We start from the raw sequence: 15,377 nt of genomic DNA, 5'->3' as shown, positions 1-15,377 counted from the left end.
GACAACGGGGTACCGGGGAAGTTCCAGCGTACGCCGCAAAGCCCCGGAAAAATGTGCTGGTGGATCGCTCGGACACGTGGAAGGCTGAAGCGGTGACCCAACCTCCGGATATCGGGACCGCACATCCCGATACGGCATCGGACAAGCTCGATGCCGCTGTTTTCAAAGTGGCCGGTGTCGTCGTCCTCGGCGCGATCATGTCGATCCTGGACATCACCGTCGTCACCATCGCTCTGCCGAAGTTCCAAACCGAATTCCACGCCACCTATGCGGTCGCGGCCTGGTCGATGACCGGATACACCCTGGCCCTGGCCAGCGTGATCCCATTGACCGGCTGGGCGGCCGACCGGTTCGGCACCAAACGGCTCTACATGATGGCCCTGGTGCTGTTCATCCTGGGATCGGCGCTGTGCGCGACGGCGTGGAATATCGAGACGCTGATCGCCTTCCGCGTGATCCAGGGCCTCGGCGGCGGCATGCTGATGCCGCTGGGCATGACGATCATGACCCACGCCGCCGGTCCGCAACGCGTCGGCCGGGTGATGGCCGTGCTCGGCGTGCCGATGCTGCTGGGACCCATTCTCGGCCCGATCCTGGGCGGCTGGCTGATCGGTTTCAGCTGGAAATGGATCTTCCTGATCAACGTGCCGATCGGCATCGTGGCGGTGATCCTGGCGTTCGTGATCTTCCCGTCCGACCGGCCCGAGCCCTCGCAGAGCTTCGATCTGGTCGGCATGCTGCTGGCCTCGCCGGGGCTGGCGCTGTTCCTGTTCGGTGTGTCCTCGATTCCGGAGAAACATACGGTCATGGCGGCGCGGGTGCTGATCCCGGCCGCGATCGGCCTGGTGCTGATGGTGGTGTTCGTCTTCCACGCGCTGCGCACCGAACATCCGCTGATCGATCTGCATCTGTTCCGCAACCGGTCGCTGACCTTCGCGGTGCTGACCATGCTGCTGTTCGCGATCGCGTTCTTCGGCTCCGGTCTGCTGCTGCCGACCTATCTGCAGCAGGTGCGCGGGGAGACCGCGCTGGCGGCCGGATTACTCTTGGCGCCACAGGGTTTGGGCGCGATGGTGACGATGCCGATCGCGGGCCGATTCGTCGACAAGATCGGCCCCGGCAAGATCGTGCTGACCGGTATCTCGGTGATCGCGGTGAGTCTGCTGTTCTTCACCCAGCTGCACAGTGACACCTCCTACTGGCTGATGGGCGGCGCGCTGTTCGTGATGGGCCTGGGCATGGGCTGCACGATGATGCCGACCATGACCGCGGCCATCCAGACTCTCACCCACGAGCAGGTCGCCCGCGGCTCCACCCTGATGAACATCATCAACCAGGCCTCGGCGTCCATCGGCACCGCGGCCATCTCGGTGGTGCTGACCAACCTGCTCAACGACAGCCAGCTGGCCGGGGCCGCGATCGGCTCGCGCAGTGAGCCCGCCATCGCCGCGCAGCTGCCGCCGGGCGCCATCAAAACCGGGTTCGACCAGGCCGCAACGGCTTTCGCGCACACCTACATCGTCGCGGTGGTGCTGATCGTGCTCACGCTGATCCCGGCGGCGTTCCTGCCGCGCACCAAGGCCCCCGTGCCCGAGGGCGCGGACGCTCCGGTGCTGATGGGGCACTGAGGAATTCGGTAGCGCAGTTGCCCAGCGGTGGGGTCGTCTGTCACCATGGCTGCATGATCGTTGGAAAGGACGACACCACCGCTGTTCGGTGAGTGCACTCTGGCAGCGGGACGCTGCGGACATTCGTCGTCGTCGATCGGAGTGGCTGCGATCCACCGAACCGGTCGATCGTGTGGCCGCCGAGGCGGCAATCTGTGAACTGTATCGGCTCGTAGGGTTGGGTCCACCGCGGATCCGGTGGGCCTCCTCACCGCTGCTCGCGGTGGCCACCGGCGAGCCCGGCCAGCCGTGGCGACCGTATCGAATATCGGATTCGCCGGTTCTGCAACGGCTTTCGGAACTCGTGCGCCAACCGTGGATGGGGGCCGTGGCGGGTCTGCAACGGTTCGACCGCACGGTGGCGATACCGTGGTCGCAATCGTGGAGCAGCTGCGTGCGGGCGGTGCTCGACGCCGCGCACGAGGGTGGCGACAATCCGCTGTGGACGTGGAACAGCACTTCGGGCTGGTGTTCGGTGTGGGCGGAATTCCCTTGGGGCCGTAGCGAATCGGCGGCACCGCTGTGGCGCGCGTGGGCCGAGGTCGATCGGCTGTGCGGGGCATGGTGGCCGGGGGAGCGGACCTGCGTGGTCGCCGAGCGGCCGCGCGTGCTGCGCACCGAACCCGCGGGCGATCTCGACGAGGTGCGGTTGCACTGCGCCGACGGGCCCGCCGTGCGCTACGTCGACGGCTGGGAACTGTATTTCTGGCATGGCGTCCGCGTCCCGCAATGGGTGATCACCGCACCCACCGCCGCGGCCGTCGACGCGGAGACCAATATCGAAATCCGCCGCTGCGCAATCGAAAACCTCGGCTGGCCCGCCTACCTCGAACAGGCCGGAACGCGGCTGGTGGCCACCGCGCCCGATCCCGGTAACGACGGATTCGAGCTGCTGCTCTACGACATGGCGCGCGATCGGCGCGTCGTGGTCGCCACCAACGGCTCCCTCGAGCGCGACGGCACCCGCCGCCGCTACGGGCTCAGCGTGCCGGGACATTTCACCGATCCGATCGCCGCGGTCGCCTGGACCTACGGGCTGAGCGCGGCGCAGTACTGTCTTCTCGTTCAACGCACCTGAGGTGATCACATGACGAATTCCCTTGCCCTCGAACACTTCCAGCAGTCCCTGCGCATTCCCGTCGTGGACGGGATGTACGCCCAGGGCGATCTGCTGGTCATCCCGTCGTCCATGCTGCCGGAGGTGACGGTCGGTCCCGACGCGCAGTGGTCGCATGTCCGGCCGGAGGGGGTCGAGGTGCTGCGCGGCCCGGCCGGGGGCAATCCGCACACCCTGGTCGCCGAATCCGGAACCTGCCGGTGGACCCGGTCGGTGGACGATCCGGAAGGCTTGGCGCTGGGGCTGTTCACCACCACCGCCGTCGCCTACCTGATGCATCCCGAACACGGGGCCACCGGCAGCGCGCCGGGCGCGTATCTGATCCGCCGCCAACGCGAATTCGGTGCCTGGGGTTCGCGTCTCGTGGCGGATTAGGCCGGTTCGGGGACCGCGGCGGGTTTGGGAGCGCGCAACAGCGCCAATCCCAGAACCGCCGCGGCCGCGGTGAATCCGGTGCTGATCCACGCGCCGTAGTGCATGGCCGCGGTGAACGCGGCTCCCGCCTGATCGCCGTAGCCGAGTTGGAAGGCCGCGCCGATCGAATCCCTTGCCGCCGCGGGGATTTCGGCGGGCATCCTGTCGGTGAAGACCCCGGCCAGCACGCTGCCGAGGACGGCGATGCTGATCGCCTGACCGACCTGCAGCAGGGTGTCGTTCATCGCCGAGCCCACACCGGCGTGTTCGAGCGGGATGGCGCTCATGATCGAGGCGTAGGCGGCGGGGCCCGCCAGACCGCTGCCGATGCCCATGATCAGCATCGAGCCCAGCACCCACGCGTAGCTGTCGGCAGTGGCCAGGATCGCGAAGGCCACGGCCATCACCAGCAGACCCGAGACGATCAGCACGCGATTGCTGAGGGTCTTGCCCAGCGTCGCGCCGAGACCGTTGCAGATCGTGGAGGCCACCGCGAACGGCAACAGCGCCAGACCGGCCTTCATCGGACTGAAGCCGAGCACGAACTGCAGATACTGGGTCAGCATGAGCATCACCGCGCCGATGCCGAAGGTCATGAGCAGCAAGGTCAGACAGGTGCCGGTGAAGGCGCGGCTGCGGAATACCGCCAGCGGCAGCATCGGATGCGTGGATCGCGACTCCCAGAAGATGAACGCCACCCCGGCGAGGATGGCCAGCGTGATCACCGCGATATTCCACTCCCGTTCGATGATGACGTACACCGTCGCGGTGAGCGCCACGATCGACAGCACCACACCCACCGGATCGATCGGCCGCTGATCGCCCTTGCTCTCGGGCATGAGCGCCACCGCGGCGATGACCGCGATCACCGCGAAGGGGATATTGAGCAAAAAGACCGAGCCCCACCAGAAGTGTTGCAGCAGTAGGCCGCCCAGCGTGGGACCGAGCACGATGGACACCATCGCCACCGTCGACCAGGCCGCCATGGCCTTGCGGCGCTCATCCTCGGCGAAGGTCGTCATCATGATCGACAGCGTCGACGGCATGAGCACCGAACCGCCCACACCCATCGCCGCCCGCGCCGCGATCACCTGCCACGGTTCGGTCGCCAGCACCGCCGCCAGCGAAGCCGCCCCGAAGATCGCCACGCCCGTGATCAGGGCCAGTCGGCGGCCGTATCGGTCGGACAGCGACCCCGCGGTGAGCAGCAGTCCGGCGAAGACCAGCACATAGGCATCCAGAATCCACTGGATATCGGCTGGGCTCGCATTCAGTTCGCGGATCATGGACGGGATCGCGAGATTGAGCACGGTGCTGTCGATTCCGATCACCAGGACCGCCGCGCACAGTACGCCCAGAATCCACCAGCGGCGAGGATCGCGTTCGAGCGCCCCCGCCGTCTCTCGTACACTGTTCGAGTTCACTGGGACACCGTACGATAAACTCGTACGATGTGCGAGTGAATTAAGGTGGCCTGGTGACCAAGCCCTTCGAATCGGTGTGGCTGCGCCCGCCGCGCCAACCCAAATCCTCAGGTCTGCGGCGCGACCAGATCGTGGCCGCGGCGATCGAACTGCTCGACGCCGAGGGGTTGGACCGGTTGAGCATGCGCAAGCTCGGGGCGAAGCTGGACGCGGGGGCGACGAGTCTGTACTGGTATGTCGCCAACAAGAACGAATTACTCGAGCTGGCCCTCGACGAGGCCTGGGGCGAGGTCGCGCTGCCCGATCCGGACGAGGTGCCGTGGCGGCGGGCCCTGACCGAATTCGCCTACAGCCTGCGCGAGACCATGCTCGCCCATCCGTGGATGGTGACGCTGTTCGGGCGCGTACCGAGCGTGGGCCCCAAGGCTTTTCGGCTCTCGGACTTCATGCGCCGCACCTATCGCACCGCCGGATTCGGCGCGATGACCGCCGCCTACGCCAACGGCACCCTGATCAGCTATGTGGTCGGTCAGGTGGTGCCCGATATCGCGCTGCGCCAGACCGGGGGACGGCTCGAGGATTTCGACACCGACACCGTCTACGCGGCCATGCGGCAGCTGGCGGGAGCGGACTATCCCGACATGGTCGCCGATATGATCGAGATCCAGCCGGAGAATCCGGCCGCCGCCCGCGCGCTGGCCTTCGACTTCGGATTACTGTGCGTGCTGGACGGATTGGAGTCGCGGCTGCGCGAGGAGCGGCGCGACGCGATCAATTCCACTGATCGCGAACGTTCGCGAACTCCTCGGCAGCCCGATCCGCGGTGATCTCGTCGTCGTCGGCGTCGAAGTCGTAGAGCTCCGCGTAGCGGCCCCAGTCGATGGCGATATCGAGCTGACGCCGGGCATCGTCGGGTCCGAAGCCGCGGCGCAGCAGATCCAGGAAGAAACTCGACCGCAGACTGCCGTCGGCACTGCCCGCCAGACCCTTGCAGATCGTGCGCACCAGCGGCGCGCGGTGGCGGGCCTGTTCGGCGAAGATCTTCTTGCTCTCCTGGATGTCGGCGGTGGTGAAGCGGGTGCCGATCTCGGTGAGCACCACATCGCCGGATTCCACGGTGATGAATCCCAGCAGGGCCGCGGCGTCGACCAGCGGCAGCAGATCGTCGATCTCGAAATTCAATTCGTCGGCGATCTCGGGCAGATCCGCGCGCCCGCCCGAGGCGTAGACCAGTTCGACCAGACCGGCCAGCCCGCCGACCGAGGCATCGGGCAGCGGGGTCGCGGTCGGGGTCGCCTTATCCGGTTCGGGCAGCGCGCGTTCGGTGTCGCGGCCGGTGAGCAGGCCGTAGATCTCGTCGACCAGCAGTTCGAAACCGGGGGCGCGCCGATCGCGCGGACGCGGCATGGCCACCGGGATATCGGCGATGACGCGGCCCGGATTCGCGCCCAGAACCACCACCCGATCGGCCAATAGCACCGCCTCCTCGATATTGTGGGTGACGATGCAGACGCATCGGGTGGGGAATCCGTCGGTCTCCCACAGATTCACCAGTTCGGTGCGCAGATTCTCCGCGGTCAGCACATCCAGCGCGGAGAACGGTTCGTCCATCAACAGCAGATCCGGTTCCAGCACCAGCGCGCGGGCGAAGCCGACCCGCTGGCGCATCCCGCCGGACAGCTCCTTGGGGTAGGCGGTCTCGAAGCCGTCCAGGCCGATCAGATCGATCGCGTCCAGGGCGCGGCGGCGGCGTTCGGCGGGGGCGATGCCGCGCGCGGCCAAACCCAGCTCCACATTGTCCTGCACGGTCAACCACGGCATCAGCGCGAAGGACTGGAAGACCAGGGCCGCACCGGGATTGGCCCCGTCGAGGCGTCGGCCGCGATAGCGGACCTGTCCGGCCGTCGGCGCGATCAGCCCCGCGATGGTGCGCAGCAGCGTGGATTTGCCCGAACCCGAACGGCCCAGCAGCGCAACGAATTCCCCGTCGTGCAGCGTGAGATCGATGTGATCGAGCACATTCAGGGTGTCACCGGCCGCCCCGTGGAAGGACATGCCCACCCCGTCGACGTGCAGCAGGGCCTCGCCCGTCCCGGTAGGAGTTGCGGTCATGAAAGCTCTCCTGTCACAACGAGTATCGGCGTTCGGCCAGCGCGTACAGGCGGCGCCAGAACAGTCGGTTGATGCCCACCACGTAGACGCTCATCACGACCACCCCGACCAGGATGCGTGGCCAGTCACCGCCGGTGGTGGCGTCGGAGATGTAGGCGCCCAGACCCGTCGCGGTGAGGGTCTCGCCCCGGTAGCTCACGACCTCGGCGACGATCGCGGCGTTCCACGCGCCGCCCGCGGCGGTGATCGCGCCGGTGACATAGCTGGGGAAGATCGCGGGCAGAATCAGTCGCCGCCACCACAGTCCGCGCGGCAGGCGCAGATTCGCGGCGGCCTCGCGCAGATCGTTGGGCACCGCGCTGGCCCCGGCGATCACGTTGAACAGGATGTACCACTGCGCGCCCAGCGCCATCAGCAGTGTGCCCGCCCAGTTCAGGCTCGCACCGGTGGCCACAAGCACGCCGGTCACCAGCGGGAACAGGAAGTTCGCGGGAAAGCTCGCCAGCACCTGCACGATCGGCTGCGCGAAGCGGGAAACCCTGGGGTTCAACCCGATCCACACCCCGACAGGCACCCAGATCAGGCTGCACACCACCAGCAGTACCAGCACCCGCACGAAGGTGATCGCGCCCAGACCGAACGCGTGACTCACCTCACCGAAGCCGACGGTATCGGCGATATAGGCGATCACCCGATAGCAGCCCCACGCGATGACCGCGCTCAGCGCCAGCCCGAACACGAGATCACCCGCGCGGCGTCGCCCCGGAATCACGTGCAGCGGATGCTCGGCCAGCCCGAACACCCGCATCACCCGATCCAGCGGAAAGACCAACGGGCCCAGGATCTTTCCCAGCAGATCGGGTATGTGGGAGCGGCGCAGCAGATCCAGGGTGACACTGCGCGGGGCCTGGGCGGGTTCGGAATCCTCGAAGCGGAAGCGTTCGGCGAAGGCGGTCAGCGGCCGCCAGAACAGCACATTCACCCCGATGACCATGGCGATCATGACCGCGATCGCGATCAGCATCTTGGTGGCGTCGCCCTCGCCGGAGGCGGCCGCGACATAGGAGCCGATGCCCGGCAGCGCGTATTTCTGGTTGTTGACGCTGATCGCCTCGGAGGCGACCAGGAAGAACCAGCCGCCGCCGAAGCTCATCATCGAATTCCACACCAGCGGGAACATTCCGCTGGGCACATCCACGCGCCAGAACCGTTGCCAGCGCGACAATCTCAGATTGCGTGCCGCCTCGTCGATCTCGCGCGGCTGCGACACCAGGCTGTGGTAGAAGGCGAAGGTCATATTCCAGGCCTGGGAGGTGAAGATCGCGAAGATCGACGCGCACTCGAGGCCCAGCTGCGAACCGGGGAACAGGGCGATGAACGCGGTGATGGTCACCGACAGAAAACCCAGGATCGGCACCGACTGCAGAATGTCGAGCAGCGGCAGCAGCACCGCGCGGGTGCGGCGCAGCCGGGCCGCGGCGGTGGCGTAGGCGAAGGTGAAGACGATCGACAACCCCAGCGCCAGGAACATCCGCAGCAGCGACCGCGCGGCGTAGTAGGGAAGTTCGGCGGCGTCGGTGGCGATATGGGTGGTCTCGCCCTCGTGGAACGGCACGTTCAGCCCGTCCGAGACCCGCACGATCGCCCAGATCAGTACGGCCGCACCGAGGAATACGACGATATCGGCCAGCCGCGAACGGGGGCGGTCGTAGGTGCCGCGCGCGGGATAGGAGCGCAGGACGGTCATCGGTGCTCCGATCCGGCGGGCTGATGGATGTTCCAGCCGACGCTGGTCACCGACGGTTCCAGGCTCAGGCGGCTGACCGCGGTCTCCATCTGACGGTCGTCGCGCTGTTCGCCGACCAGCTCCGCCACCACCTCCACCCGGCCCTCGGCGTCCTCGGAATTGCGGCTCGAGATCGAGACCAGCCGAAAGTCGGTGCGCGTCAACGCCTGTACCAGCAGCGCGCGCACATGGGCCTCATGGGCGTCGTTGGTGATCGCGGCGAAGTGGTAGAAGGTGGTCTGCTCCTGACCGGATTCGGGCCGGCGGTCCACCGAGCGACCCACCCAGCGCAGCGCGGTGTTGACCACCACGATCGCGACCGTGCCCGCCAGCGCGGTGGAGTACATGCCCGCACCGGCCAGCGAACCCACCGCGGCCGAACACCACAGCGTGGCGGCGGTATTGAGGCCGCGCACGGTGAAGCCCTCGCGCATGATCACACCCGCGCCGAGGAAGCCGATACCCGAGACGATCTGCGCGGCCACGCGGGTCGGATCGGCGTCGCCGCCGTGGAAACCGTGCGCCGACAGCAGGACGAACAGCGTCGCGCCCGCCGAGACCAGGGTGTTGGTGCGCAGCCCGGCCATGCGGGCCCGATACTGCCGTTCCAGCCCGATCGCCGCGCCGCAGCCGATTCCGGCCGCGAGGCGGATCAGCATCTCCAGCGTTGTCATGGCACCCTTCCGGATTTCGCAGCGACCCGCGCCGCGCAGGCTACCGGACGGGGACGTCGAATCCGTGGCGCGCGCGATGGTCGTCGAGTGAATAGTTGGCGAATCGGTATGGAGAACTGCCATCAGGCATGACGACCACCTCCCTTCGGCTGTCGGGGCGCCAGGCGTTTGGGAGTTAACACCGAACGGAAGGAGTTGGCAACCCGAACGAGGCTAGCGATACATTGCCCGATAGGCGGTAATAACCGCCACCAGATGATCGACGATCTGATCCCGTGTCACCCGCAAGGACCCGTTCAACCACGCCGAGAACATCCCCGCATTACCCGAGGCCATGGTGACCGCCGCCAACCGCCGCCGCTCGGGATCGTCGATATGGGTGAACAGATGATCCTGAATCAACCGCGTGAACGCGGGCATCACCGCGATCGTGGTCTGTCCGAGCCCGGTGCTCGAATACGGCTCCACCAGAAACAATCGCGACTTGCGTGGATCCTCGAGCACCTTGTCGACCAGCACCTGGGCCAGCTGCCGATCGCGCGCGGGATCATCGACCGCGGCGAAGGAGGTCATGGGCGTGAGGAATTCATCGGCCACCTGCCGATACAGAATGTCGAGCAGCTGATCGCGACTGGTGAAACTCTCGTAGAAATAGCGATCGGTCAACCCGGCCGTGCGGCATACCGCTCGCATCGTCACCGCTGCGGCGCCCGCCTCGCCGATCAGATCCAGCGCGGCCTCGAGCAGCGCCGCGCGCCGCGCCTCGCGCCGCTCGGTGAGGGTGGTCCCACCCCAGATCCGAGGTTCACCACCTGCCGAGTCCTGACCTGTCCGCATCCGATCAACCCTAGTCGTCGACCGCGATCCGCTCGCACAGCCAGGCCAGTGACAGCGGATAGCGGTAGTCGATACCGCCGTGCCCGGCATCGAACAGCTCGAAACGGATGATGTCGTCGGGGACCTCGGCGGCCAGCAGCGCGGCCCGGAACGCCTCGGCCCCCAGATCCAGACAGAATTCGTCGCGGGTGCCCGCATCGATCCAGATGCCGCGCAGCGAACGCAGCGCCTCGGCGTATTTCGGCGCCATGCGCACCGGATCCCAGGCCAGCCAGCGATCCCACACCGCCTCGCGCAGCACGCCGGTCACCGGATCGAACGGCAGCTCCACCGTGCCGTCCTCGCGGGCGGAGAAGCACGCCGAGACGCCCAGCACCGACAGCAGGTCGTGATCCTCGGGCTCGGTGAACGCGACCCGGGAGCCGAATTCGCTCCACCAGCGCCCGATATCGCCGTCGTAGGCGCGCAGATACCGTACGGCGCTGGCGAATTCGGGCAGGTAGCAGAATTCGTAGAGGGCGTCGCCGGCGTGGGTCGCCAACGCCCCGAACAGATCCGGGCGCAGCATGGGGGTGATCATGGCCCCGAATCCGCCGCTGGATTTGCCGCTGATCGCGCGGTGTTCGGCGGCCGGGACCGTGCGATAGCGCCGATCGACGAACGTCACCACCTCATCGCACAGATAGCTGTGATAGCGGCCCGTGCCCGGGGAATCGACGAATTGGCTGCCGCCGTAGGCGGTCCACGCGTCGACATAGACCATGATCGCGGGTGGGGCCTGGCCCTCGGCGAAGACCCGATCGGCGGTTTCGGGGAACGGCTGGCGATACGGGGTGCGGTTGCGCCACATCGCGACCGATCCGGTGTAGCCCTGGATCACATAGACCGAGGGATAGCGCCGATCGGGTTCGTCGTCGTAGCCCGGCGGCAGATAGACCAGCAGCGGGCGTTCGTGCGGATCGCCGAGCGGATTGTCGCGCAGGACATCGCTGCTGATCACCAGCTCATCGATGCGTCCGGCCAGCGTGGTGGACCAGGGCAGCATGCGGGCCTCCCGAGGGGCGCGTACCGAAATCAGTAGTTCCGGACGAGAACGGTACGGGACGACCGGGTTTCGCGGGCCCGACTCGGGCACAGCTAGTGGTGGGCGAGCTGCTCGCCGATGGATACGCCGGTGGATCGGCTGCCCTGCTCGCCGCGGCTCGGTAGCGTGGAGGCATGGGTTTCATCGGTGAACTGTTCCCCGGCGGCAAACTCGCTGACGAGGGCAGCGAGGACAGCGACGGGCAGGGCCACCGGCCGCGGCTGGATCTGGACCTGGACGCGGGGGTGATCCGGCTGAGCGCGCCGCGATCTCCCGAGGTGCCCGGGGATCAACCCAGCAGCTCGTCGACGTAGCACCAACGCCAATCCTCACCCGGTTCGACACTGCGCATGACCGGGTGGGCGGTGTCGCGGAAGTGCCGGGTGGCGTGATTGCCGACCGAGGAATCACAGCAGGCGACATGCCCGCAGGTCAGGCACATGCGCAAATGCACCCAGGTCAGGCCCTCGGCGAGGCATTCCGAGCAGGCGTCGGGCAGATCGGGCACCCGTACCCGCGGCGCGTCGCGCAGATGATCGCAGCTGGCCGCGCCGGGGCGCAGCATCAGCTCCTCGGGATAGTCGTCGGCCTCCACGACCCGGTCGATGGTGGACTCCTCGATATCGAGGGCGGCCATCACATGTTCGAGCACCTCGTGATCGAGGGTGCCCGAATCGCGTGCGCGCAGGACGGTTTCGCGTTCGGCCGCGAGCATCGCCAGGCGCAGCCGCCGATACTCGCCGCTGGGTGTGATGCGGACCGATTCGGCGCGGCCGAGCTGTTCCCAGGCGGCATTGGCGCGCCGGGCCACCCGTTCGCGCAGCGCGGTGACGATCTCCGGGGGCGTCTCCGGCGCGATCGCGGCGTCCAGAGCGGTCAGGCCCGCGGTGGTGGCCTGCTGCAGCAGGCTCGCCTCCTGCAGCGCGTCCTCGGCGCGACTGGGTCCGCGTAGCCGCAGCGCCCGGATCAGCCAGGGCAGCGAAAAGCCTTGCAGCAGTAGCGTTCCGCCGACGACGACCAGGGCCAGCAGTTTCAGGGTCGCCAATTGCGGTGTGTCCGAGGGCAGCAGCAGCGCACCGGCCAGGGTCACCACCCCGCGCATACCCGCCCACGACACCACCGCGGGCGCGGTCCACGCGGGTCTGGGTTTGCCGCGGGGGCGGCTTTCCACCCACCACGCGCAGTAGATGGTCGGGAACACCCAGATCGGGCGCACCACGATCACGGTCAGCAGGACCGCCGCGCAGGCCAGCAGCAGGGTGCCGTGGCCGATTCCGCTGCCCCACGCGTCTTCGAGGATGTGGCGCACCTCGAGGCCCATGAGCAGGAAAACCGCGTTCTCCAGGATGAATTGGATGGTGCGCCAGTTGGTGCGATCGGCGATGCGCGAGGCCGCGCTCTGCCACACCGGCGCGCCCTGGCCCAGGATCAGCCCGCACACCACCACCGCGATGACGCCCGAGGCGTGCGCGGCCTCGGCGGGCAGATACGCCGCGAACGGCGCGACCAGCGACAGACTCGTATCGAGTACCGGATCGGTGATGCGCCGACGCAGCACCGCCAGCACCGCCGCGGCGACCACGCCGATGGCCGTGCCGCCGATCGTCGCGATCGCGAAGTCGCCGCCCGCGTGCCAGATGCTGAACGCCCCGGCCATGGCCGCGATCGCGGTGCGCAGGGTGACCAGCGCGGTCGCGTCGTTGAACAGCGCCTCGCCCTCGAGCAGGGTCACGATGCGCCGCGGCATGCCGACCCGGCGCGCGATGGCGCTGGCGGCGACGGCGTCGGGCGGGGAGACCACCGCGCCGATCGCGACCGCGGCGGCCAGCGGCACATCCAGCAGCCGCCACACCACCAGCGCGACGGCGAAGGTGGTGAACAGCACCAGCCCCACCGACAGCAGCGCGATGGTCAGCTTCTTGGGCCGGAAGTCCACCAGCGAGGTGCTGATGGCGGCGGTGTAGACCAGCGGCGGCAGCAGGCCCAACATGACGATCTCGGGATTGATCTCCACGCTGGGCACGAACGGCAGATAGGAGGCCGCGATCCCGGCCAGGGTCAGAAACAGCGGCTCGGCCACGCCGATTCGCCGGGCCAGCGCGGCCAAGCCGATCGCCGCGGCGACCAGAACCACCAGACCGAACGCGATATGCACCACGTCATACTGCCATTTCGGATGGCGACCAGGGCAATTGGATCGATCTTGGTCATAAAGGGTGCGGCTGTGGGTTTGTCGCTGTTCGCCGCCCGCTCTCGCCGATAAACTCGCGGAATGCCGGCCAGCCTTCCCGAACTCGAGGTCCGTGTCGCGGCGTTGGAAGCCGATCGCGCGGAGAGCAAAGCCGCCATCAGTGCCGTGCTGGCGTCGAACAGACAGATCCTCGAACGCCTGGATTCGGTGGATCGGCGGCTTGCCGACCATGACGGTCGGTTCGACACCATGGATCGCCGGTTCGACGAGGTTGACCGACAGCTCCTCGAGCACGATCGCCGGTTCGAGGCGATCGATCAGAGACTTGCCGAACACGACGAGCGGCATAAGGCGACCATGCAAGCTATCAACACGCTGAGCGTGCAGACTCGCGAACGATTCGATGTCATGGACACGAGGATCAATCGTGTCCGGACGCGGCTCGATGACAAGATCGACGGGGTGGAACAGCGACTCACCGTCAAACTGGACGACACCAATGCCCGGGTACGGTCCATCGAGGAGAACGTCGCCGAGATGAAGGATCTGCTCATTCGCGCTCTGGATAAACGCTGAGCGCGGCGGCCCACGCATACTGGTTGCCGTGAGCGCGTTTCGGGAGTCCTTCGCATCGGGGCCGATCGGTGCGGTATCCGGGCCGATCGGCCTGCCCAAACCGCGGCGCACCGAGCTGGTGTTGTGTGTGGCGGCGGTGGCGCTGGTGAGTGTGGCCGGGCTGGCCATGTCCTCGGCGACCGGCGGCGGCGACGGGAGTTCGCTGCAGGGCGCGCTGGCGGTGTTCGCGGGGTTGTCGCTGCTGGCGCATCTGGCCGTGCGGGTGCTGGCGCCCAAGGCCGATCCGGTCATCCTGCCGTGCGTGGTCGCGCTCAACGGGCTGGGGCTGGTGCTCATCGACCGCCTCGACCGCGCCGAGGCCGCCACCGCCGCGGCCCTGGGCAAGGCCGCGCCCTCCTCGGACGCGGCGCACCAATTGATCTGGACCGCAGCGGGAATCGCGCTGTTCGCGCTCGTGCTGGCGGTGGTGCGCAATCACGGCCAGCCCGCGAAATACGCCTACACCTGCGGGCTGGCGGGTCTGGTGGCGCTGCTGATCCCCGCGGTGCTGCCGTCGCGGTTCAGCGAGGTCAACGGCGGTAAGAGCTGGATCATGCTGTCCGGCTTCTCGATTCAGCCCGGCGAATTCGCCAAGGTGCTGCTGCTGGTGTTCATCTCCGCGTTCCTGGTCGACAATCGCGATCTGTTCGGCGCCGCGGGCAAACGCTTCCTCGGCTTCACCGTGCCCCGGCTGCGCGATCTGGGTCCGCTGCTGCTGGTGACGTTCGTGTCGGTGCTGGTGCTGGTCTACGAGAAGAACCTCGGCTTCTCCCTGCTGGTGTTCGGGACCGTGCTGGCGATGGTCTACATCGCGACCCGGCGCGCGTCGTGGCTGCTGATCGGCATCGCCATGTTCGCCGTCGGCGCGATCATCGCCTATCAGCTGTTCGCGCACGTTCGAGTGCGGGTACACGTGTGGCAGGACCCCTTCGCCACCTACTACACCAACGGCTATCAGATCGCGCAGGGCCTGTTCGGCCTCGGCACCGGTGGGCTGTGGGGCGCGGGACTGGGCGGCGGCCGCCCGCAGGAAGTCCCCTTCGCCAAAACCGATTTCATCATCGCCACCATCGGCGAGGAAATGGGCCTGTTCGGCCTCACCGCGATCCTGCTGCTGTTCACCGTGATCACCATCCGCGGCTTCACCGCCGCCCTGGCCACCCGCGACTCCTTCGGCAAACTCCTCGCCGGGGGCCTGGCCTTCTCCCTGGGCTGGCAATTGTTCGTCGTGGTGGGCGGGGTCACCAAACTCATACCCCTGACCGGCCTCACCACCCCGTTCATGTCCTACGGCGGCTCCTCGCTGCTGGCCAACTACATCATCATCGCCCTGCTCATGCGCGTCTCCCACGACGCGCGCTCGGTGGCCACCCCCGCCGCGCCGCCGCCCGCGCCGATCGCGGAGGCCATGACCGAACACATCCGCCACCCCAGCCCGACCAAACGCGCCCGCTGA

At 67.5% G+C, this 15,377-nt stretch carries 14 protein-coding genes; 7 read left to right on the top strand and 7 right to left on the bottom strand.

From position 1 onward, the window contains the following. Positions 1 to 92: 92 nt before the first annotated feature. The 3 genes from NP4_RS34185 to NP4_RS34175 all read left to right on the top strand — a co-directional run bounded on the left by NP4_RS34185 (position 93) and on the right by NP4_RS34175 (position 3,159). Complete coding sequence (locus NP4_RS34185; protein WP_082876475.1) at positions 93 to 1,628, top strand: DHA2 family efflux MFS transporter permease subunit; 1,536 nt, start codon at positions 93 to 95, stop codon at positions 1,626 to 1,628. 88 nt (positions 1,629 to 1,716) lie between these two features. Next, positions 1,717 to 2,745 (top strand): DUF6745 domain-containing protein, encoded by a 1,029-nt coding sequence (locus NP4_RS34180; protein WP_082876467.1) that lies wholly within the window; start codon positions 1,717 to 1,719, stop codon positions 2,743 to 2,745. Positions 2,746 to 2,754: 9 nt separating this feature from the next. Further along, positions 2,755 to 3,159 (top strand): DUF8820 family protein, encoded by a 405-nt coding sequence (locus NP4_RS34175; protein WP_068006727.1) that lies wholly within the window; start codon positions 2,755 to 2,757, stop codon positions 3,157 to 3,159. Here NP4_RS34175 and NP4_RS34170 read toward each other — a convergent pair. Next, positions 3,156 to 4,622, bottom strand: a complete 1,467-nt coding sequence (locus NP4_RS34170) for an MFS transporter (protein WP_068006724.1) — start codon at positions 4,620 to 4,622, stop codon at positions 3,156 to 3,158. The two genes, NP4_RS34175 and NP4_RS34170, sit on opposite strands and share 4 nt — an antisense overlap. 53 nt (positions 4,623 to 4,675) lie before the next feature. Between NP4_RS34170 and NP4_RS34165 the strand changes: the two genes are divergently transcribed. Next, complete coding sequence (locus NP4_RS34165) at positions 4,676 to 5,449, top strand: TetR/AcrR family transcriptional regulator (RefSeq protein WP_068006722.1); 774 nt, start codon at positions 4,676 to 4,678, stop codon at positions 5,447 to 5,449. Here the strand turns inward: NP4_RS34165 and NP4_RS34160 are convergent. The 5 genes from NP4_RS34160 to NP4_RS34140 form a co-directional block, all read right to left on the bottom strand. Further along, positions 5,394 to 6,734 carry an ABC transporter ATP-binding protein gene (locus NP4_RS34160; RefSeq protein ID WP_068006721.1) on the bottom strand — a complete coding sequence of 447 codons (1,341 nt, stop codon included), beginning with the start codon at positions 6,732 to 6,734 and terminating at the stop codon, positions 5,394 to 5,396. The genes NP4_RS34165 and NP4_RS34160 overlap by 56 nt on opposite strands. 13 nt (positions 6,735 to 6,747) lie before the next feature. Beyond that, the gene (locus NP4_RS34155; protein ID WP_068006720.1) at positions 6,748 to 8,481 is read right to left on the bottom strand and encodes an ABC transporter permease; all 1,734 of its coding nucleotides are present in this window, start codon (positions 8,479 to 8,481) and stop codon (positions 6,748 to 6,750) included. Further along, complete coding sequence (locus NP4_RS34150; RefSeq protein ID WP_068006719.1) at positions 8,478 to 9,194, bottom strand: MgtC/SapB family protein; 717 nt, start codon at positions 9,192 to 9,194, stop codon at positions 8,478 to 8,480. Before NP4_RS34150 ends, NP4_RS34155 begins: the two co-directional genes overlap by 4 nt. Positions 9,195 to 9,407: 213 nt before the next feature. Beyond that, on the bottom strand, positions 9,408 to 10,031 hold the full coding sequence (locus tag NP4_RS34145; RefSeq protein WP_068006718.1) for a TetR/AcrR family transcriptional regulator: 624 nt from the start codon (positions 10,029 to 10,031) through the stop codon (positions 9,408 to 9,410). A gap of 10 nt (positions 10,032 to 10,041) precedes the next feature. Then, positions 10,042 to 11,076 carry an alpha/beta hydrolase gene (locus NP4_RS34140; RefSeq protein WP_068006716.1) on the bottom strand — a complete coding sequence of 345 codons (1,035 nt, stop codon included), beginning with the start codon at positions 11,074 to 11,076 and terminating at the stop codon, positions 10,042 to 10,044. Between the two features lie 173 nt (positions 11,077 to 11,249). On the opposite strand from NP4_RS34140, the gene NP4_RS34135 reads away from it, so the two are divergent. Beyond that, positions 11,250 to 11,429 (top strand): hypothetical protein, encoded by a 180-nt coding sequence (locus tag NP4_RS34135; RefSeq protein WP_068006715.1) that lies wholly within the window; start codon positions 11,250 to 11,252, stop codon positions 11,427 to 11,429. Here the strand turns inward: NP4_RS34135 and NP4_RS34130 are convergent. Continuing rightward, positions 11,405 to 13,270, bottom strand: a complete 1,866-nt coding sequence (locus NP4_RS34130; protein WP_068006811.1) for a Na+/H+ antiporter — start codon at positions 13,268 to 13,270, stop codon at positions 11,405 to 11,407. The two genes, NP4_RS34135 and NP4_RS34130, sit on opposite strands and share 25 nt — an antisense overlap. Positions 13,271 to 13,555: 285 nt before the next feature. Between NP4_RS34130 and NP4_RS43485 the strand changes: the two genes are divergently transcribed. Together NP4_RS43485 and NP4_RS34120 are read left to right on the top strand one after the other, a co-directional pair. After that, positions 13,556 to 13,882, top strand: a complete 327-nt coding sequence (locus NP4_RS43485; protein WP_082876465.1) for a hypothetical protein — start codon at positions 13,556 to 13,558, stop codon at positions 13,880 to 13,882. A 19-nt stretch (positions 13,883 to 13,901) separates the two neighbouring features. Continuing rightward, on the top strand, positions 13,902 to 15,377 hold the full coding sequence (locus tag NP4_RS34120; RefSeq protein ID WP_373863886.1) for an FtsW/RodA/SpoVE family cell cycle protein: 1,476 nt from the start codon (positions 13,902 to 13,904) through the stop codon (positions 15,375 to 15,377).

The organism is Nocardia pseudobrasiliensis NBRC 108224, from assembly GCF_001613105.1.
Taxonomy (GTDB): domain Bacteria; phylum Actinomycetota; class Actinomycetes; order Mycobacteriales; family Mycobacteriaceae; genus Nocardia; species Nocardia pseudobrasiliensis.
This window is presented reverse-complemented; position numbering and strand designations above follow the sequence as displayed.